The sequence below is a fragment of the Pseudomonas sp. MYb185 genome, from assembly GCF_002979975.1.
Lineage (GTDB): Bacteria > Pseudomonadota > Gammaproteobacteria > Pseudomonadales > Pseudomonadaceae > Halopseudomonas.
Genome location: NZ_PCQD01000001.1, coordinates 174,790 through 199,494, shown reverse-complemented (window position 1 = coordinate 199,494; position 24,705 = coordinate 174,790). Strand labels below are relative to the sequence as shown.

Below are 24,705 nucleotides of genomic sequence, written 5' to 3'. Positions count from 1 at the left end.
GGGTTGGGGTGTAGCGCCCCTGCGCTACGCCTGGCGACCTGCCAGCCAAAATCGTCATCGAGCGAGTGCACGCTCCCCAGCAGTAGCACTCGACACGCGCCATGCCGCAGTCGATTACGGGTTTGTCACCAGACTTTGCTAGGATGGTGCAGCGCTTCGCTTGGGGCGCGTCCATTCAGCAACCCTATGGAAAGTTATGGAATCGCAATACAACGACGTCATCAACTGGCTGGAACACTATCCCCAGCTGTATACGCTCATCGCCCTCTGCGTACTGATCCTGGGCGCCTGGATCGCCAACTGGGTCGTCAAGCGCATCCTGATTCGTGGCCTGGTTCACCTGTTGCGCAACACCTCAGCAGGGCATGATCGCGCTCTGCATGACTCCAAGGTCATCTCGCGGCTGGCCAACATTGTCCCGGCCCTGGTCCTGTCCCTCGGTATCGGCGTAGTACCCGGTCTGCCGGAAACGCTGGTCACCATCGTGCGCAACGTCTGCGGGGCGTTCATCATTCTCACCGTGGCACTGGCCATCACCCATACGCTGACCCTGGTCAATACCCTGTATGAACGCCGCCCCAAGGCGCACCTGAAGCCCATCAAGGGCTACATCCAGATCATCAACATCATCATCTATGCGATTGCCACGATCCTGATCATTGCCACCCTGATCGACCGCTCGCCGCTGATTCTGCTGTCCGGTCTGGGTGCCATGGCGGCGGTGCTGATGTTGATCTTCCAGGACACCTTGCTGTCACTGGTCGCCAGCGTACAGATCAGCTCCAACGACATTGTCCGTGTCGGTGACTGGATCGAGATGCCGGCGCTGAACGCCGACGGCGATGTGATCGATATCGCCCTGCATACCGTCAAGGTGCAGAACTGGGACAAGACCATCACCACCATTCCCACCAAGCGCCTGATCAGCGATCCGGTCAAGAACTGGCGCGGCATGCAGGAGTCCGGCGGCCGGCGCATCAAGCGCAGCCTCATGCTGGATCAACAGAGCGTGCACTTCCTGAGCGACGAGCAATGCCAGCACCTGCATCGTTTCCGCCTGCTGGATGAGTACCTCAAGGAAAAGCAGAGCGAGATCGATGACTGGAACCGTGAGCTGGCAGAGAGCGGCAAGGAGCCGGTCAATACCCGGCGCATCACCAACCTGGGTACCTTCCGCGCCTATGTGGAACGCTACCTGCGCAGTCATCCGGGCATTCACCAGGAAATGACCCTGATGGTGCGTCAACTCGCCCCGACCCCGGAAGGGCTGCCACTGGAGCTGTATTGCTTCACCAATACCGTGGCCTGGGTCGGCTACGAAGGCATCCAGGGTGATATCTTCGATCATCTGCTGGCGATCCTGCCGGAGTTCGGCTTGCGGGTATACCAGCAACCCAGCGGACAGGATATGCGCGAGTTCGGCAGCGCCAACCAGTCCCAGCAACAGGCTGGCGTGTCCTCGCTAGGCTGATCCCTCTGCGGCGCACCCTGCCAGGTGCGCCGTTTTCTGCTGCGGAATCGACAAAAGCACGACTCTTGCGCAACAGAACACCCAACCCCAGCCATAAAGCGATTAAATATTGCTTTTTAACGGCGCTTATTGCCATAAAACCCGCATACCAGTAAAGTTTTCAGCATGAAAACATCACACACCCTCATCACCCTTCGGCAGCATGCCTGCCTCTGTCTGGTCAGCCGGCGACTGCGTCACTGACGCCCTTTTCTCATCTGCCCGACCTTTGCCCTCCGCGGCTTCATAGAATACAGAACAGGATTTTCGCCATGAGCATGCTCCGTGACCCGTCCAGCAAGTACCGTCCGTTCACTCCCATCGCCCTGCCCGACCGCACCTGGCCGGACCAGACCATCGACCAGGCACCGATCTGGCTGTCCACCGACCTGCGCGATGGCAACCAGTCGCTGATCGAGCCGATGGATGCCGAGAAGAAGATGCGCTTCTTCAAATGCCTGGTGGCGGTGGGCCTGAAGGAGATCGAAGTGGGCTTTCCGTCCGCTTCGCAGACCGATTTCGACTTCGTGCGCGAATTGATCGAGGGAGGGCACATTCCCGACGACGTCACCATCCAGGTGCTGACCCAGGCCCGTGATGACCTGATCGAGCGCACCTTCGAATCGCTCAAGGGTGCCAAGCAGGCCATCGTGCATTACTACAACGCTTGCGCACCAGCGTTCCGCCGCATCGTCTTCAACCAGGACCAGGCCGGGGTGAAGGCCATTGCCGTGGCCGCCGGCAAGACCATCCGGCGCCTGGCCGAAGCCGCACCGGAAACCCGGTGGGGCTTCGAGTACTCGCCGGAAGTGTTCAGCAGCACCGAGATCGAGTTCGCCGTCGAGGTGTGCAATGCGGTGATCGGCGTGTTCGAGCCGACCCCGCAGAACAAGCTGATCCTCAACCTGCCGGCAACCATCGAGTGCGCCACGCCGAACAACTATGCCGACCAGATCGAGTGGTTCGGTCGCCATATCGACCGCCGTGACAGCGTGCTGATCAGTGTGCACACGCACAATGACCGTGGCACCGGCGTGGCTGCCTCGGAGCTGGCGGTGATGGCCGGTGCCAACCGCGTCGAAGGCTGCCTGTTCGGCAATGGCGAGCGCACCGGCAACGTCTGCCTGGTCACCCTGGCGCTGAACCTCTATACCCAGGGTGTCGATCCGCAGTTGGACTTCTCCGACATCGACGCCGTGCGCAAGGTCGTCGAGGACTGCAACCAGCTGCCGGTCCACCCGCGCCACCCCTATGCCGGCGACCTGGTACATACCGCGTTCTCCGGCTCGCACCAGGATGCGATCCGCAAGGGCTTCGTCCAACAGGACCCGAACGGCGTCTGGGAAGTGCCCTACCTGCCGATCGACCCGGCGGATATCGGCCGCAGCTACGAGGCGGTGATCCGGGTCAACAGCCAGTCCGGCAAGGGCGGCATCACCTACCTGCTGGAGCAGGAGTACGGCATCAGCATGCCGCGGCGCCTGCAGATCGAGTTCAGTCAGGTGGTACAAGGGGAAACCGACCGCCTGGGCCTGGAAATGACAGCGCAGCAGATCCATGAACTGCTCGATCGCGAGTATCTTCAGGCCAGCAGCCCCTATGCCCTGATCCGTCATCGCCTGCAGGAGGAGAACGGCACCAGCGCAGTGGATGTGGAAGTGCTCAGCGACGGCAATACCCTGCACTGGCGCGGCATCGGCAAGGGTCCGTTGGAAGCCCTGGTCGCCGGTCTGCCGGTGAGCGTGGAAATCATGGACTACAGCGAACATGCCATCGGCTCGGGCAGCAACGCCAAGGCCGCCGCCTATATCGAGATCCGTCTGGATAACGGCCGCCCGCTGCATGGCATCGGTATCGACGAGAACCTGACCACCGCCAGCTTCCGCGCCCTGTTCAGCGCGCTGAATCGGGCCAAGCGCCAGGCCGAGGCGAAGGCAGCCTGATCCGCCCCCATGACATTGTCATCCTCGGCGCACGACTGCATGGATGCAGGAGTTAGGGCGACGCAGGAAGCCAAAGCCGAGGTCGAGGATCCAGGGGGCCGGCTGACGCGGCGTGGCCGGTGGATCCTTCGCCTTCGCGAAGGATGACGGGGTGGCGCGAAGGATGGGGGGGGCGAAGGATGACGGGGGTTGGAGCCATTCGGACCGGTTCCCGCTTCATCGCCAGTCGCGCTGCTCCCCCGGCACCACCTCCTCCACATCAGCTCCCCATAGCAAGCGACAGCCCAGCACCACGCCGCCGGCCATATAGGCCAGCCCGCCCCAGGCAGCCATCAGTACCCCGCCGAAGCGCTGATCCTCCAATTGCTCGAAACCGAACGCGCCCAGACACAGCTCCGCGGGATAGATGAGCCTTGGCGCCAGCGTGAGCAGCAGCCCCAGCATGGTCATATGCGTCGAGGTCAGGGCGAAACCGAGGATGGCCGTGGCCATGGCACCACGCTGCAGCGTGGCAAAGCCGAGCAGCCAGACGCCCAGCCCCACCACCAGGAAACTGAACTGCTGGAGGACGAACACCCCGACGTGGCGGGCGGCAGCCTCGTGCAGCGCCGGCGCGTGCCAGCCCCAGACCACCACCATCTCCATCGCGAACACCACGACCATCCAGGTTCGTAGACCACCGACCCGGTCCAGGCATACGCCGGCGCGCACCAGACCGATTGCCAGCAAGGGAGCCGCCAGCACCACCACGCCCAGATGCAGCAGCATATGCGCCGAGAACGCGGTTCTGCTCATCGCCGGCAACGGGCCGAGCCAGAGTCCCGCGAGGACCACGAACCCCAGCGCCAACGGCCATGCGCCTGCACCCGGACCAGTCCTCATTCGTCAGTACGCCGCATGCTGCAAAGCTCCAGGTGCCTTTCCCAGGGCCCGGGCAATGTCATCAACCATGTCATCGGCCTCCGTCTGCTGGGGAAAGCGCGCCAGCAACTGCCCGTCAGGCCCGAGCAGCAACAGGGTGGAACTGTGATCCAGCATATAGCTGTCCTGGGTCGGCACTTTCTTGAAGTATATGCCGTAGGCGTCGGCCACCGTCTGAATCTGCTCGGGCGTGCCGGTCAGGCCCTGGATGCGCTCATCGAAAAAGCCGACATACTCTGCCAGCAGCGCAGGTGTATCGCGCTCCGGGTCCAGGGTGATGAACAGGGGCTGCAAGCGCTCGGCGTCGTCGCCCAGGCGCTCGAGGACCTGGGCCACGGTGCTCAGTGTGGTCGGGCACACATCCGGACAATGGGTGAAACCGAAGAACAACAGCAGCCAACGGTCGCGATAGCTGTGTTCGGTGATCACCTGCCCATTCTGGTCCTGCAAACCATGGAGGGTGGTCATTGCCTCGCTGTCGATCGGCGCCGCCACCGGCACGCGGGCGGGCCAGGTCAGGTAGGCCACCGGCAGGCCGGCGAGCAACAACAGCATCCCGAGCCCGAAAGCTACCAGTCTGGCGCGCAGTGTCATGTTCTCTCACGGATGGCGGTTCATATCAGTTATTGAGGGACCAGGGGACGCCAAGGTTCCCCTGCCCGCCCATATCAGGTGCATTTATCCGATTTTGTCTTTACTGCCGACTTTGGTAAGGTCGGGCGGTTCATTCAATGGGAGGCACTATGTATTTCACAGTCTATCTGTCCGGCGAGATCCACACCGACTGGCGTGAGGAAATCAAGCGCGGCGCAGAGGCCCGGGGCCTGAAGATCGAATTCACCTCGGCGGTCACCGACCATGACGCCAGCGATGCCGCCGGCGATCATCTGGGCGCCGAGAGCAATGCCTTCTGGCGCGACCACAAGTCAGCCAAGGTCAATGCCATCCGCACCAAGACCCTGATCGAGCAGAGCGACCTGGTGGTGGTCCGTTTCGGCGACAAGTACAAGCAGTGGAATGCCGCCTTCGATGCGGGTTACTGCGCCGCCCTGGGCAAACCCTATGTGACCCTGCATGCCGAGGACATCATCCACCCGCTCAAGGAAGTGGATGCCGCCGCCATGGCCTGGGCCACGACCACCGAACAGGTGGTGGACATCCTGTCCTACGTACTGCGGGATTAACCTGCCCCCATGTCGATCCAACACGCGCTGCTGACCTCGCTGCTGGAAAAGCCCTCCTCCGGCTATGAACTGGCCAACCGCTTCGATCATTCCATGGGCTATTTCTGGCAGGCCAGCCACCAGCAGATCTACCGCGAGCTGGGGCGCATGGCCGATGCCGGCTGGGTGCTGGTGAAGGAGGATCCGTCCGGCGCCAGCCGGCGCAAGAAGACCTATCACGTACTCGACGCCGGACGTCAGGAACTGGCGCGCTGGGTGGCGGAGCCAGGTAGCGCGGGCAGCAGTGACCAGGCGCTGCTGATCAAGCTGCGCGCCGAAGCGGTCATGGGGCCGCTAGGTGCGGGACGGGAATTGCGCCGGCTGGTCGAAGAGCACCAAGCGCGCCTGCAGGTCTATCGCGAGATCGAGCAGCGCGACTTCGCCGCCACCGACATGCCCCATGCGCAGAAGCTGCAACACGCGGTACTGCGCATGGGCATCATGGCCGAAGAGAACTGGTTGAACTGGGCTGAGCAAACCCGGCCCCTGGTGGAGTGAAGCCGCCTGGGCAAGGCTCTACAGACCTGCCCCCCAACCACCGAACCATGGAAGGCCGGGTTCCATCCCGGCCAGCGGCGCCGCATGCCGCGCTGGGTCGAGATGCAACTCGGCCCTCCCAGAAACCTGTGCTGTGCGTCACGGTCCCGCAAGCAACTGCGTCGCCAACAGGCGACTGACTACAGCGCCAGACGCTCCCTGGCTACCTGGTATTCGGCTTGCAACCGGCTGATCAGCTCTGCCGCCGGCACCACCTGCTTCACCGCACCCACGCCCTGCCCTGCTCCCCATATATCCCGCCAGGCCTTGGCCTTGCTGCTGCCGCCGGAACCGAAGTTCATTTTCGACGGGTCGGATTCAGGCAGCGCTTCGGGGTCCAGGCCACTGTTGATGATGCTCTTTTTCAGGTAGTTACCGTGCACGCCGGTGAACAGGTTGGAGTACACGATCTCCGAGGCTGTGCTGTCGACGATCATGTCCTTGTAGGCCTGATCGGCGTTGGCCTCGGTGGTGGCAATGAATGCCGAACCGATATAAGCCAGGTCCGCACCCGCCGCCTGCGCCGCGAGAATGGCATTGCCGTTGGAAATGGCACCGGACAGCAGCAGCGGCCCATCGAACCATTCGCGGATTTCGTGGATCAGGGCAAACGGCGACAGCGTGCCGGCATGCCCGCCCGCACCGGCGGCCACGGCGATCAGCCCGTCAGCGCCTTTCTCGATGGCCTTTTTCGCGTAGAAGTTGTTGATCACATCATGCAACACGATACCGCCATAGGAATGCACCGCGTTGTTCACATCCTCACGCGCACCCAGCGAAGTGATGACAATCGGCACCTTGTATTTGACGCACAGCGCCAGGTCCTGCTCGAGGCGGTCATTGGACTTGTGCACGATCTGGTTGACCGCAAAGGGCGCCGATGGCCGCTCGGGATGCTGCGCATCGTATTCGGCCAACTCACTGGTAATGCGCTGCAGCCATTGCTCGAACACCTCCACCGGACGCGCGTTCAACGATGGGAAGGAACCCACCACACCGGCCTTGCACTGGGCAATCACCAGGTCGGGATTGGAAATGATGAATAACGGCGAGCCGACCACCGGGATGGACAGACGACCCTTGAGGATATCAGGCAGAGACATGATCACTCCGAAACAGGATGGTAGGGATTAGAGACAGTCAACAGCGTCTGCGCCTTTTCAGCTGGCCGATTCGCCGTACAGCACCGCCGCATGGGGGGCCATGCGCTTGGCCATTTCTTCACCCAGCGCCTGCAGTCCGCTGAGCGGGCGCACCATGACCTCGAACTCGACGATCTTGCCCTGCGCATCGAAACGCAGCATGTCGATGCCCTTGAGCTGCTTGCCGTTGACGTTGGCAGCGAACTCCAGCACCACGCTGTGACCATCTTCACTGACAAAGCTGCGGTGGTAGGTGAAGTCCTGGAACACCATGTTGACGTTCTTCAGCACCAGCTTGATCGCCTCCCGCCCCGGATAGGGACGATGCGCCACCGGGGAACGGAATACGATGGCATCGGCCAGTAGCGGGTCCAGCTCCTCCATGGCATTGCGTTCGAGGATATGGTGCCAGGCGGCGAGGGTTTCCTGTGCTGCAGGGGATAATTGTTCTATCTGCATGATGGGTTCCTTGGTTGGCGGTGCAATGCAACAGTTGACTCCCGATCAGCCCGAGAGTGTTCGATGAGGCGACCGGACACGATATGAAATCAGTTGCATAAATTAGCAACCCTTCGCCCACTGTGCAACCAGTTGCATATCAGCTGTCGCTTTCCAGGCACTCAGCTCTTCGCCGACGCGGGTGCAAAGCGGGTATTGCGGATCAACCGCTTCTCCAGCTCGGCACCGACGAACACCAGCAACCCTGCCCCGACCACCTTCAGCCACTGCTCCGGCGTCAGCCCCACCGAGCCGAAGATGCCCTGCATCAGCGGCAGATAGGTGAACAGCAGTTGCAAGGGAATACACACGGCAATGGCCAGCAACACGTAGCGGTTGCCAAGCAACCCTTCACGGTTGAGTACCGGAGCCAGGATATAGCGGCTGTTGATCAGATAGAACATTTCCGCCGCCACCACGGCGTTGACCGCCATGGTCCGGGCGGTCTCCAGACTGGCACCGTTGTCCAGCTCCCACAGGAACAGCCCCAGCGCGCCGGTCGCCATCAGTACCGACACCAGGCATACCCGCCAGACGAAGAAACCGGACAACAGCGCCTCACCCGGCGGTCGTGGCCGACGGTTCATGATGCCGCGCTCGGCTGGCTCGAAGGCCAGCGCCAGGCCCAGGGCACCGGCGGTAACCATGTTGATCCAGAGTACCTGGGCCGGGGTCAGGGGCAGCGTCAGGCCGAACAGGATCGCCGCCAGCACCACCAGCGATTCACCGCCGTTGGTCGGCAGCATGAACAGGATGAATTTCTTCAGGTTGTCGTAGACCGCACGACCCTCACGCACGGCGCGGGCGATGGTGGCGAAGTTGTCGTCGGCCAGTACCATGTCCGAGGCTTCCTTGGCCACCTCGGTGCCCTTCAGGCCCATGGCCACACCGACATCCGCCCGTTTCAGTGCAGGGGCGTCGTTGACCCCATCGCCGGTCATCGCCACCACCTGCCCGTCATCCTGCAGCGCCTGCACCAGGCGCAGTTTCTGCTCGGGGCTGGCGCGGGCGAAGATATCCACCTCCATCACCACCCGGCGCAGCGCCGCATCATCCATCAACGCCAACTCGGCCCCGGTAATAGCCGGTTTACCGATGCCAATATTCAACTGGGCACCAATGGCCTTGGCCGTTTCGGCATGGTCGCCGGTGATCATCTTCACCTGGATGCCGGCCCGGTGGCATTCGGCAACCGCATGGATCGCCTCTTCCCGTGGCGGATCGATGATGCCGACCAATGCCAGCATGCTGTAGCCGTCTTCCACATCGGCAAACCCCAGACGTTCACCGCCCGGCCCCTGCCGCTTGCAGGCAAACGCCAGCAGCCGCAGACCGCGGGCAGCGATATCCGTGGCCATGCGTCGCCAGTAGTCGGCATCCAGTGGCTGGTCGCCGTCGTTCCCCAACTGGTGGGAGCACATCTCCATGATCCGCTCCGGGGCGCCCTTGACGAAAATCCATGGCTGACCCTCGGCATCGTTATGCAGGGTCGCCATGAAACGGTGTTCCGACTCGAAGGGAATCGAGTCCAGCCGTGGCCAGTTGCCGGCACTCTCATCCTGGTCGAGCCCCAGCTTGCCGCCCAGCGCCAGCAACGCCCCTTCGGTGGGATCGCCCTCGATGTGCCACTGACCATCGGTCTGTCGCAGGCGACCGTCATTGCACAATACCCCGGCGCGTACCGCCAGGGTCAGCGCCCGGTACTGCGCCGGGTCCACCAGCTGCCCGGCGATACTACAATCACCGACCGGGGCATAACCGACACCGTCCACATCGAATACCTGATCGGCGCAGACCACCCGTTGCACGGTCATCTCGTTGCGTGTCAGGGTGCCGGTCTTGTCGGAGCAGATCACCGTCACCGAGCCGAGGGTCTCGACCGCCGGCAGCCGGCGGATGATCGCGTTGCGCCGCGCCATGCGCTGCACACCGAGGGCCAGGGTCACGGTCATGATCGCCGGCAACCCTTCGGGAATGGCGGATGCCGCCAGCGCCACCACCATCATGAACATGTCCGACGCCGGATGGCCGCGCAGCACGGTCCCGAGTACGAAGGTCAGGGCACAGAAGGCCAGGATGACCAGCGCCAGTATGCGACCGAAACGATCAACCTGACGCAACAGCGGCGTGGACAGATTACGGATGCTGGCCAGCATCTGGTTGATGCGACCCAGCTCGGTGGCTCCCGCGGTGGCCACGACGATGCCACGGGCCTGGCCGTAGACCACCAGGGTGCCGGAATAGGCCATGCCGTAGCGGTCACCCAAGGAAGCATCGGTAGCTACCGGGGCAATGCTCTTGTCCACCGCCAGGGACTCCCCGGTCAGGGCCGCCTCCTCCACCTTGAGGTCCTTGACCTCGACCAGCCGCAGGTCAGCGGGAACGCGGTCGCCGGAAGCCAGCAGCACTACATCGCCGGGTACCAGTTCGGCAGCATCGATCTCACGGCGGGAGCCATCGCGCAGCACGGTGGCATGAGTGGACAACAGCGTGCGGATGGAGTCGAGGGCGGCCTCGGCCTTGCCCTCCTGAATGAAACCGATAATGGCATTGATCACCACCGCACCGAGCAATACCCCGGTATCGACCCAGTGACCGAGCAACGCGGTGATCAACGCAGCGCCGAGCATCACATACAGCAGGATGTTGTGGAACTGCAGTACAAAGCGCAGCAAGGGACCGCGACGCTTGGGTGGCGCCAGGCGGTTCGGGCCATGTTCGGCCAGCCGTCGCGCGACCTCCGCCTCCGCTAGTCCGGCGGGGCCAGTGCCCAGTTGCCGCTCGACCACCTCCCGCTCCAAGGTGTGCCAGGCAGTAGCCTCTGCGGTGGTTCGCCCATCCACTTCAGTCATGTCGTCGGCCTTTCATCGCTGGAAAAGAGCATGGAACCCGATACGCAACACGCCCCCGCAGGCTGAGCGATGGGTAATGGGAAAAGAGTACAAGCCACCCACCGCCAGGTCCACCAACCTGGCCGGAAAAACCGCCGCACGTTGATACAGGTCAAGCCACATCGCGCTTCCGGGAAGGCTGCCACCACCGTTGGGCTTATCAGCATAGCACTGACTATACTCAACTCCTTCAATTCACAGGAGGCCAGCCCCATGTACCTTCCCACGGCACGTTATGTCCTGCTCACCGCAGGGCTGCTGCTGTCATTCGGCAGCGTCGCCGACAGCGAACCGGCCCCAGCCCGGCAGATGCTTTCCCAGCTGATGGGTGCGATCGCCAGCCAGGACTACCAGCAGTTCATGCAATTGGGCAACGATGAATTCCAGGCCGGCATCAGCCAGCCGCAGTTCGATGAAGTCGCGCAGGTAGTGGGCATGCGCGTCGAGCAGGGCTATCAGGCCCAGTACCTGACCTCGCTGCAGCAGCAAGGCTATCGGGTGGATCTGTGGAAGATCAGCTTTACCGATGGCGGCGACGACAGCCTGGCCCGCCTGGTGCTGGATGGCGAGCGTGCCGCGGGGTTTCTGTTGCAGTAAGCGCGCTGGCTCGTCGAGCCCCGATCCCCGATCCGCGTTCGGGCTCGGCGACGATTGCAACTGCTGCTGCGTAGTTGGCGTAGCGCAGGGGCGCTACACCCCAAACTCGGGCGCCGCATCTCCATGGGTTGTCGAGCCCCCGCTCGACGACGGTTTGGGTCAGCTTCGGGCAATAGGTGTAGCGCCCGAACGCGAATCGGGGCGCTACACCCCAACCCCGGGCGCCGCACCTCCATGGGTTGTCGAGCGCCCGCTCGACGACGGTTTAGGGATCGCGTCGCGCTGCAGGCGTAGTGCCCGAACGCCGACCGGGGCGCTACATCCCGGACCAAGCGCCATCTCCTACCGGGTTGTCGAGCGCCTGCTCGACGACGGTTTAGGGATCGCGTCGCGCTGCAAGCGTAGCGCCCGAACGCGGATCGAGGCGCTACACCCCGGACCAAGCGCCACCTCCTACCGGGTTGTCGAGCGCCTGCTCGACGACAGTTTTTCAGCAGCTTCGGTTAATAGCCGTAGCGCAGCCGCGCCAAACCTCACAAATGGCTTTCACGCCCCCTGATTCTTACCCAAATATGGGTATGACATAACGCCATCACACTCACTACATTTCGGAGGACTTAACTATCTAAAAAAAGGATTTCGCCATGCGTCGATTTACTCTGTTGCCTCTGGCTCTTGCGGTTTCTTCCGCCGCCATGCTGTCTGGCTGCTTTGGCGGCGGTGGTGGTGGCGGAAGCAGTTCTTCCGCTCCCGAACCGGCACCCGGTGGCGGCTTCACCTATACCCTGAGCGTGGATGTTCCCGAAAGCCTCGGCCTGACCCTGGGGCCTGCCCGGCTGAGCCCGGCTGAACAACTGGCCAGCGCGCTGATCAACCTGCTGGTGCCCCCGGCGCTGGCCGAACTGCTCGATGGGCTGCAGCCTGGCGATTTCACGCTGAGGAACCTCAGCGATGATGCGGAACGGGAAATCAGCGAGGTGGTGGACAATGGTGACGGCACCTATAGCGTTACCACGGCTGATGAAGCCGGCCTCGAGCATTACTTCGAGATTGCCTTGAGCAATGCCTCCGGGATCAACCCCGGTATCAGTTTCCGGGTACCCGCCAGCTCCGGCTCGCTGACCGCCACACCGATCACCACTCTGGTGACCAAACTGCTGGCCAACCGGATCAGCCAGCTGGACGAACTGGAACCTGCCGAGATCAACGACCTGATCAGCGAGATCGAGGATCTGGTGAGCCAGAACGAGGACATCCAGCAGGCCCTGTATAACGCCATCTATACCTCGACCAGTACCGAAGACCTGCTTGAGGAGGTGGGTGCCCGCCTGGCGGCGGTGATCGACGATCAGCTCGACGAAAAGGCCACGCCACCGGTAACCGCAACCCTGGCGAGCCAGGCCACCGGCAGTTACTACAGCAGTAGCACCAGCCTGGGGGTGTTCCGCAGCGGCTACCTGCTGGGCGGACACAGGACATTGAATGCGGATATCAGCGTTGCCGGCGACCAGGCCACCTTCCGTCTCGCTGCCGGCGACAACTTCGACTACGAGTTCGTCAACCTGCTGGGCAGCAACAGCAACACCGAGGCGCGGGCCTGGATCGATGATGAGGCGGACGAGGCCGGATTCACCATCGACTCACGTGGCTTCAGCATGCCGAGCCGGGAAGAGGTCACCGACTATGACCGCGACTCTGGCGAATACCCGCAGTGCGCGACCCCGGCCGCCGACTGCAGTGACCGGGAATTTGAATCCGCCAGCCGGCTGCTAGCCGCCGGGCCTGCCGACGCGCCATTCAACGTGCTGGTCGACAGTACCTTCCAGCTACGCGAAGTCCGTGACCGCAACAGTGACAATGCGCTGGTGGAACAGGTGATGAACGGCAGCCTGGGCATCATCGTCAAGAAAGCCACCAGCCGTCCGGCTCTGTCCGGCAGCTACGGCATGATCGAACTGAGCGGCGAGAACCCCGGCACCCTGGATCTGTCCAGCTTCGTCGGCAGCTTCGACTTCGCCAGCAATGGCACGCTGCAGTTCTGCGAAACCGTCGAGCGGGGCCTGTATATCGAGCTGGGCAATATCCAGCCGACCTATTACGGTTCGACTGCTGAGCTGGGTGACAACTGCGGCAACGCCGTGTTCAGCCTGGCCAGTGACGGGGAATTGAAGCTGGCAGAAACCCCGGAGGAACTGGCAGATAGCCCATTGAGCGGCTGGGCCTCGGCCGATGGCCTGACACTGGTGCTGTCACGGGAGAGCCCCAGCCTGCAGGATGTGCTGGACAGCGATGATGGTGACCGCCTGTGGGTATCCGAAGGTGAGCGTCAGTTCGTGGTCGGCGTCAAGGCGGCGCAGGATGCGAATATGGCCGGGCAGCGCTATCGCCTGTTCGGCCTGGGCACCGATGCCCAGACGGGTAGCCTGGCAGCGCATCGCTTCAATGCCGGATTCCTCGACTTCGACAGCAATACCAGCGCCAATCTGGCCACATCACTGCAGACCCAGGTGGCGGTGAACAATGGTCTGGGCGAAGGCTCCAACAGTGATCCGCTGAACATCAGCCTCTCCGAGCAGGGCCAGGTCTCTGTCGGCAGCGACGGGCAGGTCAGCCTCAGCGGACAGACCACCCTGGCCGATGGGCGCGAAGCGACCTTCAGCGCCAACGGTTATGTCCAACAGGGCAATCGCCTGCTGATCCTCAACTATCGCCTGGATACCGAGGCGGGGGATGCCATCGGTCTGCTGGTGGGGGTATTGCAGCCGTGATAGCAGCGCAGGCGTAGCGCAGGGGCGCTACACCCCAACCCGTGGCGGCGCCTCTGCACGGGTTGTCGCGCGCCTGCGCGACGACGGGGCTGGGGTTGCTGCAAGGCCGCAGGGGTGCTACACCCCAACCCATGGCGACCTGCATGGGTTGGGGTTGCTGCAGGTCGCAGGCGTAGCGCAGGGGCGCTACACCCCGCGAGAGATCAGCGCTTGTCCCGGCGCTTCTTCTCGGCCTTCTTGTGGTGACTCATCAGGCGCCGCTTCTTGTTCACCTGGCGCTCCGACAGCTTGTTCTTCTTCTCCGCATAGGGGTTGTCGCCGCCCTTGTATTCGACGCGGATCGGCGTGCCGGACAGTTTCAGCACCTTGCGGAAGACGTTCTCCAGGTAGCGCGTGTAGGAGCGCGGCACCGCATCAACCTGGTTGCCGTGGATCACGATGATCGGCGGATTGGAGCCGCCCAGGTGGGCATAGCGCAGCTTGATACGACGCCCATTGACCAGCGGCGGCTGGTGTTCGGCCACCGCTGCTTCGAGAATCTCGGTCATGCGCTTGGTCGGAATCTTGGTCATGGCGCTTTCAAAGGCCTGATCCACCGACTTGTAGAGCAGACCGACGCCGCTGCCATGCAGGGCCGAGATGAAATGCTGATCGGCGAACTGGGTGAAGATCAGCCGGCGCTGCAGCTCGGTCTTGACGTATTCCTTCTCGCTCTGCTCCATGCCATCCCACTTGTTGATGGCGATCACCAGGGCACGACCGGCTTCCAGGACGAAGCCCAGCAGGTGCAGATCCTGTTCGACGATACCCTCGCGGGCATCGACCACGAACACCACCACGTTGGCATCCTGGATCGCCTGCAGGGTCTTGATCACCGAGAATTTCTCGATCGCCTCGAACACCTTGCCGCGCCGCCGCACGCCGGCGGTATCGATCAGCGTATAGGGCTTGTCGTGGCGCTCGTAGGGGATATAGATACTGTCCCGCGTGGTACCGGCCTGATCGAACACCACCACCCGCTCCTCGCCCAGCAGGCGGTTGACCAGGGTCGACTTGCCGACGTTGGGCCGGCCGATGACCGCGATCTTGGTGCCGATGGGGGTGACCGGCAGACGCTCGATGGGGTTGCCATCCTCGTCCAGTTCGGTGGTCTGGATATCGCCTTCGACCAGTACCGCTTCGAGCATGGGATTGATGTTGCGCCCATGCGCGGCGGCGATGCCGATCGGCGTGCCCAGACCCAGAGCGGCGAATTCACCGATGATCGAGTCCTGGTCGGCACCGTCCACCTTGTTGGCGATCAGGAAGGTCTGCTTGTCGCGCTTGCGCAGATGCTCGGCGATCATTTCGTCGCCGGCGGTGCGCCCCGCCCGGGCGTCCACCAGGAACAGGACCGCATCGGCCTCTTCGATGGCCTGCAGCGACTGCCCGGCCATGATGGTCTCGATGCCGTGTTCGTCTCCGGTCAGGCCACCGGTATCGACGACGATATAGGGCTTGCCCTGCCAGACCGCTTCGCCGTACTGGCGGTCGCGGGTCAACCCGGCCACGTCGGCGACTATGGCGTCACGACTTTTGGTCAGACGGTTGAACAGCGTGGATTTACCGACATTCGGCCGGCCCACCAGGGCGATAACAGGAACCATGCTTACTCCGCGCACCTTGTGGTGCCAAACAAAAACAAAAAGGCCGCTGCGCCTTCAGCGGGCAGCGGCCGGGAAAGTATAACCTGTTTCGGCTTCAGCGCAGCTGGTAGGCTGCCAGATCACCGCTGTTGCCGTACACATACAAGGTGCCACCCTGCACGATCGGCGGTACCCGCACGCCCTTGCTGTCGACCCGCACGCGACCGACCAGACGACCATCGGTCTGCGCCAGCAGATGCAGATAGCCCTGGAAGTCGGCTACCGCCACATAGCTGCTGAACGCAACCGGGCCGGTGAGCTGGCGACGCAGCAGGTTGTCATTGGTCCACAATGGGGTAGCGCGGTTCTGATCGTAGGCTTCGACGGTGCCGTCGGCCTTGCTCAGGTAGACGCTGCCAAAACCTGCGCCGGGGCCGGCATGGCTGGAAGTCGGACGCTGCCAGCGGATGTTGCCTGACTCGGCATCGACCGCCACCAGGTTGCCCTGGTAGGTAGCGGCATACAGGGTCTGGTCATCCAGCAGCAGCCGACCATCGATATCGACCATGCGTTCCAGTTCCGAGCGGCCCTGGGGCTGGGCAATACGCTGCTCCCACAGCGGGATGCCGTTCTCGGCATCCAGTGCCACCAGCCGGCCACTGGCCAGACCGGCGTAGACCCGATGCAGGGATACCACCGGCGTGCTGTGACCGCGCACGGTCAGCACCGGCAGGCTGGATTCGTAGATCCAGCGCTGCTCGCCGGTACCGATATCCAGTGCCACCAGCTTGTCGTCCTGGCTCTGCACCACCACGATGTCGCCATTGGTCTGCGGCGGAGCGAGCACTTCGCTGGATACCTGGGCGCGCCAGAGTTCGCTGCCATCGTTCTCGTCCAGGGTGATCACGCGACCATCCAGGGTACCGAGCAGCACCCGGCCACCACCAACGCCAACCGCGCCGGACAGCGGCTCCTTGAGCTTGACCTGCCAGTTGACCTTGCCGGTATCCCGATCCATGGCGACCACCCGGCCTTTGGCATCGGCGGCATACAGGGTAAGGCCATCGAGGGCGGGCTGCAGGTTGTTGAACAGCTCGCCCTGGCCAACGCCGATATTGCGTTTCCAGCTACGGTCGAGCTGCACTTCGGCAGTGAATTTTTCCAGTTCCGCCGGCGGCAGTTCCTTCTTCGAGGAACCACTGCAACCGACCAGCAACAGGGCAGCGAGCCCGGCGGCCAGAGTTCGGGTCATCAACTTCAAGAGGCTTCCTCCGCCAGGTCATCCAGTTTCAACTGCAGTTGCGGGCGCGCACGCTGATCGACAGTGGCCTCCAGCGCCGCCTGGTAGGCCTGGCGGGCATCAGACAACCGGCCCAGGCTCAGCAGCAGGTCGCCGCGTACTTCCTCACGGCTGGCCAGCAGCTCGCCGGTCACCGGCGTAGAGAACAGCTCCAGGCCTTCCTCGGCACGCTCCAGTTGCGCCAGGACACGGGCCAGACGCTGACGGGCAACTTCCTGCAACGCCGCATCCTTGCCATTCCTGGCAACATCGCGCAGCAGTGTTTCGGCCGCATCGAAATCACCCGCCTCCACCGCCAACCGTGCCTGCATCAGCGCGGCGAACAGGGCGTAGCGGGTACCGGGGTAGTCACTGCGCAACTGTTCGGCCAGCTCGGCGCCGCGGGTGCGGCCGGCTTCGCTGTCATCCTGCAGCACGCTTTCGAGCATGCTCTGGTACACGGCGGACGCATTGGCGGCCTTGGTTTCCTGGTAGTTGCTCCAGCCATTCCAGCCGAATACGCCAGCCAGCGCCAAGACAATACCGGTCAGCACGGGCACACCGTGGCGATGCCAGACTTCCTTGATGCGTTCTACCTGTTCTTCTTCCGTCTGGTAACTCACCCTGCTCTCCTTTACCGCGTCAGTTTGGTTCGTGTTCTTACAATAGGTCGCGCAGCTGCTGCGGCACGGCGTCCCATGCCAGGTTCAGCTGTTCGCCATCACCGCGCAGGGGCTTGAGCCCCACCTGCCCGGCGGCGGCTTCCTCTTCACCGAGGATCAGTGCATACAGCGCACCGGACTTGTCAGCCTTCTTGAACTGACTCTTGAAACTGCCGCCGCCACAATGCACTACCAGACGTATTCCGGGCAAGGCATCGCGCAGCTGTTCGGCCAGGCGGATAGCTGCTTGCTGGGTGCCGCCACCGAGCGTGACCAGATAGACATCGACTTGCCGGGACAGTTCGGCCGGCACCTTGCCGAGGGTCTCGATCAGCAGCAACAGCCGCTCCATGCCCATGGCGAACCCGACCGCCGGTGCCGGTTTGCCACCCAACTGTTCCACCAGGCCATCATAGCGGCCGCCGGCGCACACGGTGCCCTGGGCGCCGAGCTTGTCGGTGACCCATTCGAACACTGTCAGCCCGTAGTAGTCCAGCCCGCGTACCAGGCGCGGATTGATCACGTAGGGAATGCCGGCGGCATCCAGCAGCGCGCGCAGGCCGTCGAAATGCGCGCGGGCCTCATCGTTCAGGTAATCGGCCAGTTTTGGGGCATCGGCCAGCAACGCCTGGGTGTCCGGGTTCTTGCTGTCCAGCACGCGCAGCGGGTTGCTGTCGAGGCGGCGCTGGCTGTCTTCATCCAGTTGCTCGAAGCGCGCACGCAGGTAGGTCACCAGATCGTCGCGGTAGCGGGCACGGTCAGCGCTGGAACCGAGGCTGTTGAGTTCCAGGGTGACGGCTTCATCCAGGCCCAGCTGCTGCCACAGACGCCAGCTGAGAATGATCAGTTCAGCGTCGATATCCGGGCCCGTCAGGTTGAAGGTTTCCACCCCGACCTGATGGAACTGGCGATACCGGCCCTTCTGCGGACGCTCGTGACGGAACATCGGCCCGGTGTACCAGACCTTGTGGCTGACACCACCACCCAGCAGACCGTGCTCGAGCATGGCGCGCACACAGCCGGCGGTGCCCTCCGGGCGCAGGGTCAGGGAGTCGCCGTTACGGTCGGCGAAGGTGTACATTTCCTTCTCGACGATATCGGTGACCTCACCGATGGAGCGCTTGAACAGCTCAGTGGGTTCGACGATCGGCAGACGAATCTGCTGATAGCCGTAGCCGGCCAGGACCTTGGCCACGGTGCTTTCCAGGTATTGCCACAACGCGCTGTCGGCGGGCAGGATGTCGTTCATGCCGCGCACGGCTTGCAGGTTCTTCAAGTTTCGTTTCCTTTGAATCGGGCACTCAGCCGCGGGCGATGGTGTTGTCGTCCAGGGCCTGTTTGGCGGCGACCTTGTCGCGAATCAGCCGTTCCAGTCGGTCCACCAGGTTGTCATTGGTCACTTTCTCGCTCGGCGCACCATCCACGTACACCAGGTTGTTGGGCGAGCCGCCAGCCAGGCCGATATCCGCCTCCTTGGCTTCGCCGGGGCCATTGACCACACAGCCGATCACCGCTACATCCATGGGCACCAGCACATCGTCCAGACGCTCTTCCAGCTCGTTCATGGTTTTCACCACATCGAAGTTCTGCCGCGAGCAGCTGGGGCAGGCGATGAAGTTGATGCCACGCGAGCGCAGACGCAGGGACTTGAGGATGTCGAAGCCGACCTTGATTTCCTGTACCGGGTCAGCCGCCAGGGAAATGCGGATGGTGTCGCCGATCCCCTCGGCCAGCAGCATGCCCAGCCCCACGGAGGACTTGACGGTGCCGGAGCGCAAGCCGCCTGCTTCGGTGATACCCAGGTGCAGCGGCTGCTCGATCTGCTGGGCCAGCAGGCGATAGGCGCCGACGGCCATGAACACGTCGGAGGCCTTGACGCTGACCTTGAAGTCCTGGAAATCCAGCTTGTCGAGATAGTCGACGTGGCGCATGGCCGATTCGACCAGCGCCTCGGGGGTCGGCTCGCCGTACTTCTTCTGCAGGTCCTTTTCCAGCGAGCCGGCGTTGACGCCGATGCGGATCGGAATGCCATGGTGACGCGCCGCATCCACCACTGCCTTGACCCGGTCTTCACGACCGATATTGCCGGGGTTGATGCGCAGGCAGTCGACGCCCAGCTCGGCCACGCGCAGGGCGATCTTGTAGTCGAAGTGAATATCGGCCACCAGCGGCATATTCACCTGTTTGCGGATCTGACCGAAGGCCTCGGCGGCTTCCATGCTCGGTACGGATACCCGGACGATATCGGCACCCACGGCCTCCAGCTGGCGAATCTGTCCCACCGTTGCGGCAACGTCGCAGGTTTCGGTGTTGGTCATGCTCTGTACCGAAATCGGCGCATCGCCACCGACCAGTACCGAGCCGACCCGTATCTGGCGGGACTTTCTTCGTTTGACAGGAGATTCCTGATGCATTGGCTTACCTCTTACTGGCCCACACGGAGCCGCGCCACGCCGGACTGGCTGTTGGCATTGAGCTCCACTGGCTGGCCGTTGTATTCAATTGTCGACACCGCACTGGCGGCCCCGATCACCAGATCCAGGGGTCCCTGCTGGGTGATGTTCAAGGTCTGGCCCTGCTGCATCTGCGCGCTGTGCAGTACCCGACCGCCGGGCACGCTGACCTGCACCCAGCAGTTGGCGGAAAAGGTCATGACCAGGCCATTACCTGCGTCGGTGGCACTGGGCGTCGGCGCGGGAGCCTCGGCTGCAGCCGCAGCCGGCTGCGGCGGCGCGGTGGCGGTCTCGGCCGGGACTGCGCCCTGCTCGGCAGCATCACCTGCCGCATCGGCCTCCGGCTCCTCGGCAGCTACAGGCTCGTCAGTCTGCACCGAAGCTGCCGGCAAGGGTACCAGCGGATCGATCGCGGCGGGGCTGGCGAAGCTCTCCGGCAATGCCATGGCGTCCACCTGCACATCATCGATCAGCGCCCGGACTCCCGCTTCCTCGGTCTGGCCAGCGCCATCACGGCTTACGCTCCACCACCACAGACCCAGTGACAGCATCACCGCGACCACCACCAGGGTAGTCAGTGCCATGACCAGCCGCGCACCGCGCCGTGGCGGCACCACCACCTTGTCGATACTGCTGACCCGTTGTTCACGGCGGTCGGCGCCGACATAGCGGTCGTAATGCTTGACCAGGGTGTTGGGGTCGAGTTTGAGCAGCCGCGCATAGGCCCGTACATAACCGCGGGCAAAGGTATCACCTGGCAGACGGTCGAAACGCCCCTCCTCCAGATACCCCAGCGTGGTTTTCGACAGGTGCAGATGGGTAGCCACTTCCTCAGCGCTGAAACCCACCCGCAGCCGCTCGCTGCGCAGCAGTTCGCCCGGATTGATCGGGGCGGTCTCGGTGCCGGCCCCCGCTCCCAGTTCTTCCACCATCAGGACGACTCCGACTCAAGCAGGGCACGGGCTTCCGGCGTGGCCGGATACAGTCGCCGCAATTGCAGGGCATAGCTGGCCGCCCGGTTGTGATCATTGAAGCGCCGCGCCAGTTGCACCCCCAGCCACAGGCTGGAGGCGTTCTGCGCGGACATCTGCGTGAAGCCCAGATAGTGGTTCCAGGCCGGTACGAAATTCTCCGCCTCGAACTCCATCTGCGCCAGTTCCAGCAGCGCCAGCGGCTGGCGACTGTTCAGACGCAGCGCACGCTCGAAGCTGGCCTTGGCATCTTCGGTATTGCCGAGCCGGCGATAGGCCAGCCCGAGGTTCTCGAAAACCCGCGACCGCTCGACATAAAAAGTGTCTTCCGAGGCCTTCTGGAAATATCCCAGTGCATCGTCGTAGCGCTCCTGGTCCATCAGGAAGGCGCCGTAGTTATTCAGGATCCGTGCATTGTTCGGTGAGCTGGCCAGCGCCGCGCGAAAATGCTTCTCCGCCAGCTTGTTCTCGCCCTCCTGCTGAAACACCAGGGCCAGCGCGACGTTCGCCGACTCCGAGCGCGGATCGATCTTCAGCGCTTCGCTCAGCGGCGCCTTGGCACGCTCGGTCTCGCCCTTCTGCAGATAACCCAGACCGAGCTGGACATAGGCGTCCCGCGCTTCGTTCGGATTGGTCTTGCGCTGGGGCTGGTCGGACGTGGTCACGCAGCCGCCCAGCAACAGGGCCATTAATCCGATCACCACAATATGCTTGCTCATCACCCTCGTTCCTCGATTGGATGTCATCGGCGATCTGTCGGTGCGGTGACGCCGGCCTGCTCGTCGGCCAACTGGCGTACCGCGATATAGCGTTCACTGCGCCGGGTCCTGTCCATGACCTGGCCGACCAGCTGTCCGCATGCTGCATCGATATCCTCTCCCCGGGTAGTGCGCACGGTGACGTTGTAGCCAGCGTTGTGCAGCAGGTCCTGGAAACGACGGATGGCATTGTTGCTCGGCCGCTCGTATCCGGAATACGGGAAGGGGTTGAAGGGAATCAGGTTGATCTTGCACGGCGTCTCGCGCAGCAGCTCGATCATCTGCCGGGCATGTTCCGGCTGGTCGTTGACGTCCTTGAGCAGCGTGTACTCGATGGTCAGGAAGCGCTTCTCGCCCAGCCCGGCAATGTAGGCGTTGCAGGCCGGCAGCAAGACCGACAACGGGTATTTCTTGTTCAGCGGCACCAGTTGATTGCGCAATTCGTCGTTCGGTGCGTGCAGCGACAATGCCAGCGCCACATCGGTGACCTGTCCCAGCTTCTCGATCATCGGCACCACGCCTGAAGTGGACAGGGTTACCTTGCGCTTGGAAATACCGTAGCCGAGGTCATCCATCATCAGGGTCATGGCGTCGACCACGTTGTCGAAATTGAGCAGCGGCTCGCCCATGCCCATCATCACCACGTTGGTGATGGCACGATCGACCTTGGCCGGCACGGTGCCGAAGGACTTGTTGGCTATCCATACCTGGCCGATGATCTCGGCGGCGGTCAGGTCGCTGTTGAAGCCCTGCTTGCCGGTCGAGCAGAAACTGCAGTCCAGCGCGCAGCCAGCCTGCGAAGACACGCACAGCGTGCCGCGGCCATTCTGCGGGATGTACACCGTCTCGACGCAACTACCGGATGCCACGCGCACCACCCACTTGCGCGTGCCATCCTTGGAAATATCTTCGCTGACCACTTCCGGGCCGCGGATCTCGGCGCGGGCCTTGAGCTTTTCGCGCAGGGCCTTGCCGACATTGGTCATGTCATCGAAATTGTCGACACCAAAGTGATGTATCCATTTCATGACCTGCCCGGCACGAAAGCGCTTTTCCCCGAGTTCCTCGAAGAAGGCTTCCAGCTTGGCCTGGGTCAGGCCCAGCAGGTTGGTCTTGCCGGTCATGTCAGTCATGGCGATACATCACTCGTTGGTGTCTGCGGCTGGCTCAGCGGGTACGCTGGCACAGCTCGGTTTCGGCGAAGAAATAGCCGATTTCACGGGCAGCGGAAGTGGCGGAGTCGGAACCGTGCACGGCGTTGGCGTCGATGGACTCGGCGAAATCAGCGCGGATGGTGCCGGCAGCGGCTTCCTTGGGGTTGGTAGCGCCCATCAGGTCGCGGTTCTTCAGTACCGCGCCTTCACCTTCCAGCACCTGTACCACGACCGGGCCTGAGGTCATGAAGCTGACCAGGTCCTTGAAGAAGGGGCGTTCCTTGTGCTCGGCGTAGAAACCTTCGGCGTCAGCCTGGGACAGTTGCACCATCTTGGCCGCAACGACGCTCAGACCGGCTTGCTCGAAGCGGCTCAGGATCTGGCCGATCACGTTCTTGGCGACGGCATCGGGCTTGATGATGGACAGGGTGCGTTCTACGGCCATGAAACTCTCCAGACAGTATTCAAAGGATGGATTGACAGATAACAGGAATTGTTAACCCGCAGATTATACGCAGGTTGACCGCAAATGCGTAACAGCCCCCGGCAATCGAGTTGAAACGCCGTATTACCCGTTCTGGCGTAGACGGGTCACCGCCTTGCACAGTATCTCGGCGGCGTGCTGCACATTCTCTTCGGTGGTGTAGCGGCCCAGTGACAGACGAATGGAGCTGTGCGCCAGATTGTCGGGCAGACCGATGGCACGCAGCACATAGGACGGCTCGACCGAGGCCGAGGTGCAGGCCGAACCAGTGGATAGCGCCAGGTCGCGCAAGGCCAGCAGCAACAGTTCCCCATCCACCCCGCTGAATGCCAGATTCAGGTTGTGCGGCACGCGGTGCTGCGCCGAGCCATTGAGCGATACCCCGTCCAGCGGGGCCAGCCCTTCCAGCAACTGGGCATGCAAGGCGGCGATACGCCGGGTTTCCTCGGCCATCTGCGCCCCGGCCAGGGCGAATGCCTCGCCCATGCCGACCAGCTGATGCGGTGCCAGGGTGCCCGAACGCATACCCCGCTCATGCCCGCCGCCATGGATCAGCGCCTCGATGCGGACATCCGGCGAGCGCCGCACATAGAGCGCGCCGACGCCTTTGGGTCCATAGCTCTTGTGCGCACTGAAGGACATCAGGTCGACCGGCAGCTGTTTGACATTGATTGCCAGCTTGCCGGTGGACTGTGCCGCATCGACATGGAACAGCACACCCCGCTCGCGCGCTACCGCGCCCAGCGCAGCGATATCATTGATCACGCCGATCTCGTTGTTGACCTGCATCAGCGACACCAGGATGGTGTCCTCACGCAGCGCCGCGCGCAACTGCTCGGGCGTGATCAGACCATCGGTGCCCGGCTTGAGGTAGGTGACTTCGAAACCTTCCCGCTCCAGCTGACGACAGCTGTCGATCACCGCCTTGTGCTCGATCTGCGAGGTGACGATATGCCGGCCGCGCTCGGCAAAGGCATGCGCAGCGCCCTTGATCGCCAGGTTGTCGGATTCGGTGGCGCCCGAGGTCCAGATGATCTCCCGCGGGTCGGCGCCGACCAGATCGGCTACCTGGCGCCGCGCCAGCTCCACCGCTTCCTCAGCCTGCCAACCATACAGGTGCGAGCGCGACGCGGGGTTGGCGAAGGTGCCGTCCATGGTCAGGCAGGCACACATCTTTTCCGCCACCTGCGGGTCGACCGGCGTGGTGGCGGCGTAATCGAGATAGATCGGTAATTTCATGGCCAGGGTCTGTTCCGTTTCAAGTGTCAGCGCGGCGCGGACGCCTTGGC

Annotated in this window: 21 protein-coding genes; 6 read left to right on the top strand and 15 right to left on the bottom strand. The window is 63.0% G+C overall.

Going from position 1 to position 24,705, the window contains the following annotated elements:
• The first annotated feature begins 196 nt into the window (after positions 1–196).
• Both CQ007_RS00930 and leuA read left to right on the top strand, forming a co-directional pair.
• Entirely contained in the window at positions 197–1,471 is a 1,275-nt protein-coding gene (locus CQ007_RS00930; RefSeq protein ID WP_105643040.1) for a mechanosensitive ion channel family protein, read from the top strand.
• Between the two features lie 311 nt (positions 1,472–1,782).
• Positions 1,783–3,453, top strand: coding sequence for a 2-isopropylmalate synthase (leuA, locus tag CQ007_RS00925; RefSeq protein WP_105643039.1), 1,671 nt, complete (start codon positions 1,783–1,785; stop codon positions 3,451–3,453).
• Positions 3,454–3,669: 216 nt separating this feature from the next.
• On the opposite strand, the gene CQ007_RS00920 is transcribed toward leuA, so the two are convergent.
• Entirely contained in the window at positions 3,670–4,335 is a 666-nt protein-coding gene (locus tag CQ007_RS00920; RefSeq protein ID WP_105643038.1) for a cytochrome c oxidase assembly protein, read from the bottom strand.
• A gap of 3 nt (positions 4,336–4,338) precedes the next feature.
• Positions 4,339–4,968, bottom strand: a complete 630-nt coding sequence (locus tag CQ007_RS00915) for an SCO family protein (RefSeq protein ID WP_105643037.1) — start codon at positions 4,966–4,968, stop codon at positions 4,339–4,341.
• Between the two features lie 149 nt (positions 4,969–5,117).
• Here CQ007_RS00915 and CQ007_RS00910 point away from each other — a divergent pair, with 149 nt between their 5' ends.
• Positions 5,118–5,558 carry a YtoQ family protein gene (locus CQ007_RS00910; RefSeq protein ID WP_105643036.1) on the top strand — a complete coding sequence of 147 codons (441 nt, stop codon included), beginning with the start codon at positions 5,118–5,120 and terminating at the stop codon, positions 5,556–5,558.
• A 9-nt stretch (positions 5,559–5,567) separates the two neighbouring features.
• A complete protein-coding gene (locus tag CQ007_RS00905; RefSeq protein ID WP_105643035.1) occupies positions 5,568–6,095 on the top strand; it encodes a PadR family transcriptional regulator in 528 nt (175 codons plus the stop codon).
• A 179-nt stretch (positions 6,096–6,274) separates the two neighbouring features.
• Here the strand turns inward: CQ007_RS00905 and CQ007_RS00900 are convergent, their stop codons facing one another.
• The 3 genes from CQ007_RS00900 to CQ007_RS00890 form a co-directional block, all read right to left on the bottom strand.
• Complete coding sequence (locus tag CQ007_RS00900) at positions 6,275–7,237, bottom strand: nitronate monooxygenase family protein (RefSeq protein WP_105643034.1); 963 nt, start codon at positions 7,235–7,237, stop codon at positions 6,275–6,277.
• Positions 7,238–7,294: 57 nt separating this feature from the next.
• Entirely contained in the window at positions 7,295–7,735 is a 441-nt protein-coding gene (locus CQ007_RS00895) for a nuclear transport factor 2 family protein (protein WP_105643033.1), read from the bottom strand.
• A gap of 161 nt (positions 7,736–7,896) precedes the next feature.
• Entirely contained in the window at positions 7,897–10,626 is a 2,730-nt protein-coding gene (locus tag CQ007_RS00890; protein WP_105643032.1) for a cation-transporting P-type ATPase, read from the bottom strand.
• A gap of 252 nt (positions 10,627–10,878) precedes the next feature.
• On the opposite strand from CQ007_RS00890, the gene CQ007_RS00885 reads away from it, so the two are divergent.
• Complete coding sequence (locus tag CQ007_RS00885; RefSeq protein ID WP_105643031.1) at positions 10,879–11,262, top strand: hypothetical protein; 384 nt, start codon at positions 10,879–10,881, stop codon at positions 11,260–11,262.
• A gap of 644 nt (positions 11,263–11,906) precedes the next feature.
• Positions 11,907–14,030, top strand: coding sequence for a hypothetical protein (locus CQ007_RS00880; RefSeq protein WP_105643030.1), 2,124 nt, complete (start codon positions 11,907–11,909; stop codon positions 14,028–14,030).
• Positions 14,031–14,233: 203 nt separating this feature from the next.
• On the opposite strand, the gene der is transcribed toward CQ007_RS00880, so the two are convergent.
• The 10 genes from der to CQ007_RS00830 all read right to left on the bottom strand — a co-directional run bounded on the left by der (position 14,234) and on the right by CQ007_RS00830 (position 24,655).
• Positions 14,234–15,676, bottom strand: a complete 1,443-nt coding sequence (gene der, locus CQ007_RS00875; protein ID WP_105643029.1) for a ribosome biogenesis GTPase Der — start codon at positions 15,674–15,676, stop codon at positions 14,234–14,236.
• Positions 15,677–15,770: 94 nt separating this feature from the next.
• Entirely contained in the window at positions 15,771–16,907 is a 1,137-nt protein-coding gene (gene bamB / locus CQ007_RS00870) for an outer membrane protein assembly factor BamB (RefSeq protein ID WP_105643339.1), read from the bottom strand.
• A gap of 5 nt (positions 16,908–16,912) precedes the next feature.
• Positions 16,913–17,557: a tetratricopeptide repeat protein gene (locus tag CQ007_RS00865; protein ID WP_105643028.1), complete on the bottom strand. Its 645-nt coding sequence runs from the start codon at positions 17,555–17,557 to the stop codon at positions 16,913–16,915.
• Between the two features lie 37 nt (positions 17,558–17,594).
• Entirely contained in the window at positions 17,595–18,872 is a 1,278-nt protein-coding gene (gene hisS, locus CQ007_RS00860) for a histidine--tRNA ligase (protein ID WP_256582154.1), read from the bottom strand.
• Positions 18,873–18,897: 25 nt separating this feature from the next.
• On the bottom strand, positions 18,898–20,010 hold the full coding sequence (ispG, locus tag CQ007_RS00855; RefSeq protein ID WP_105643027.1) for a flavodoxin-dependent (E)-4-hydroxy-3-methylbut-2-enyl-diphosphate synthase: 1,113 nt from the start codon (positions 20,008–20,010) through the stop codon (positions 18,898–18,900).
• A gap of 11 nt (positions 20,011–20,021) precedes the next feature.
• The gene (locus CQ007_RS00850; protein WP_105643026.1) at positions 20,022–20,981 is read right to left on the bottom strand and encodes a RodZ domain-containing protein; all 960 of its coding nucleotides are present in this window, start codon (positions 20,979–20,981) and stop codon (positions 20,022–20,024) included.
• The gene (gene pilW / locus CQ007_RS00845) at positions 20,981–21,739 is read right to left on the bottom strand and encodes a type IV pilus biogenesis/stability protein PilW (RefSeq protein WP_105643025.1); all 759 of its coding nucleotides are present in this window, start codon (positions 21,737–21,739) and stop codon (positions 20,981–20,983) included. The genes CQ007_RS00850 and pilW overlap by 1 nt, the downstream gene beginning before the upstream one ends.
• A gap of 23 nt (positions 21,740–21,762) precedes the next feature.
• Positions 21,763–22,911, bottom strand: coding sequence for a 23S rRNA (adenine(2503)-C(2))-methyltransferase RlmN (rlmN, locus tag CQ007_RS00840; protein ID WP_105643024.1), 1,149 nt, complete (start codon positions 22,909–22,911; stop codon positions 21,763–21,765).
• Between the two features lie 34 nt (positions 22,912–22,945).
• Positions 22,946–23,377, bottom strand: a complete 432-nt coding sequence (gene ndk, locus CQ007_RS00835; protein ID WP_105643023.1) for a nucleoside-diphosphate kinase — start codon at positions 23,375–23,377, stop codon at positions 22,946–22,948.
• A 123-nt stretch (positions 23,378–23,500) separates the two neighbouring features.
• On the bottom strand, positions 23,501–24,655 hold the full coding sequence (locus CQ007_RS00830) for an IscS subfamily cysteine desulfurase (protein WP_105643022.1): 1,155 nt from the start codon (positions 24,653–24,655) through the stop codon (positions 23,501–23,503).
• Positions 24,656–24,705 lie beyond the last annotated feature (50 nt).

Coding starts and splice junctions, on each gene's coding strand:
- CQ007_RS00930 (WP_105643040.1), top strand. CDS start 197: ATGGAATCGCAATACAACGACGTCATCAACTGGCTGGAACACTATCCC.
- leuA (WP_105643039.1), top strand. CDS start 1,783: ATGAGCATGCTCCGTGACCCGTCCAGCAAGTACCGTCCGTTCACTCCC.
- CQ007_RS00920 (WP_105643038.1), bottom strand. CDS start 4,335: ATGAGGACTGGTCCGGGTGCAGGCGCATGGCCGTTGGCGCTGGGGTTC.
- CQ007_RS00915 (WP_105643037.1), bottom strand. CDS start 4,968: ATGACACTGCGCGCCAGACTGGTAGCTTTCGGGCTCGGGATGCTGTTG.
- CQ007_RS00910 (WP_105643036.1), top strand. CDS start 5,118: ATGTATTTCACAGTCTATCTGTCCGGCGAGATCCACACCGACTGGCGT.
- CQ007_RS00905 (WP_105643035.1), top strand. CDS start 5,568: ATGTCGATCCAACACGCGCTGCTGACCTCGCTGCTGGAAAAGCCCTCC.
- CQ007_RS00900 (WP_105643034.1), bottom strand. CDS start 7,237: ATGTCTCTGCCTGATATCCTCAAGGGTCGTCTGTCCATCCCGGTGGTC.
- CQ007_RS00895 (WP_105643033.1), bottom strand. CDS start 7,735: ATGCAGATAGAACAATTATCCCCTGCAGCACAGGAAACCCTCGCCGCC.
- CQ007_RS00890 (WP_105643032.1), bottom strand. CDS start 10,626: ATGACTGAAGTGGATGGGCGAACCACCGCAGAGGCTACTGCCTGGCAC.
- CQ007_RS00885 (WP_105643031.1), top strand. CDS start 10,879: ATGTACCTTCCCACGGCACGTTATGTCCTGCTCACCGCAGGGCTGCTG.
- CQ007_RS00880 (WP_105643030.1), top strand. CDS start 11,907: ATGCGTCGATTTACTCTGTTGCCTCTGGCTCTTGCGGTTTCTTCCGCC.
- der (WP_105643029.1), bottom strand. CDS start 15,676: ATGGTTCCTGTTATCGCCCTGGTGGGCCGGCCGAATGTCGGTAAATCC.
- bamB (WP_105643339.1), bottom strand. CDS start 16,907: ATGACCCGAACTCTGGCCGCCGGGCTCGCTGCCCTGTTGCTGGTCGGT.
- ispG (WP_105643027.1), bottom strand. CDS start 20,010: ATGCATCAGGAATCTCCTGTCAAACGAAGAAAGTCCCGCCAGATACGG.
- CQ007_RS00850 (WP_105643026.1), bottom strand. CDS start 20,981: ATGGTGGAAGAACTGGGAGCGGGGGCCGGCACCGAGACCGCCCCGATC.
- pilW (WP_105643025.1), bottom strand. CDS start 21,739: ATGAGCAAGCATATTGTGGTGATCGGATTAATGGCCCTGTTGCTGGGC.
- rlmN (WP_105643024.1), bottom strand. CDS start 22,911: ATGACTGACATGACCGGCAAGACCAACCTGCTGGGCCTGACCCAGGCC.
- ndk (WP_105643023.1), bottom strand. CDS start 23,377: ATGGCCGTAGAACGCACCCTGTCCATCATCAAGCCCGATGCCGTCGCC.
- CQ007_RS00830 (WP_105643022.1), bottom strand. CDS start 24,655: ATGAAATTACCGATCTATCTCGATTACGCCGCCACCACGCCGGTCGAC.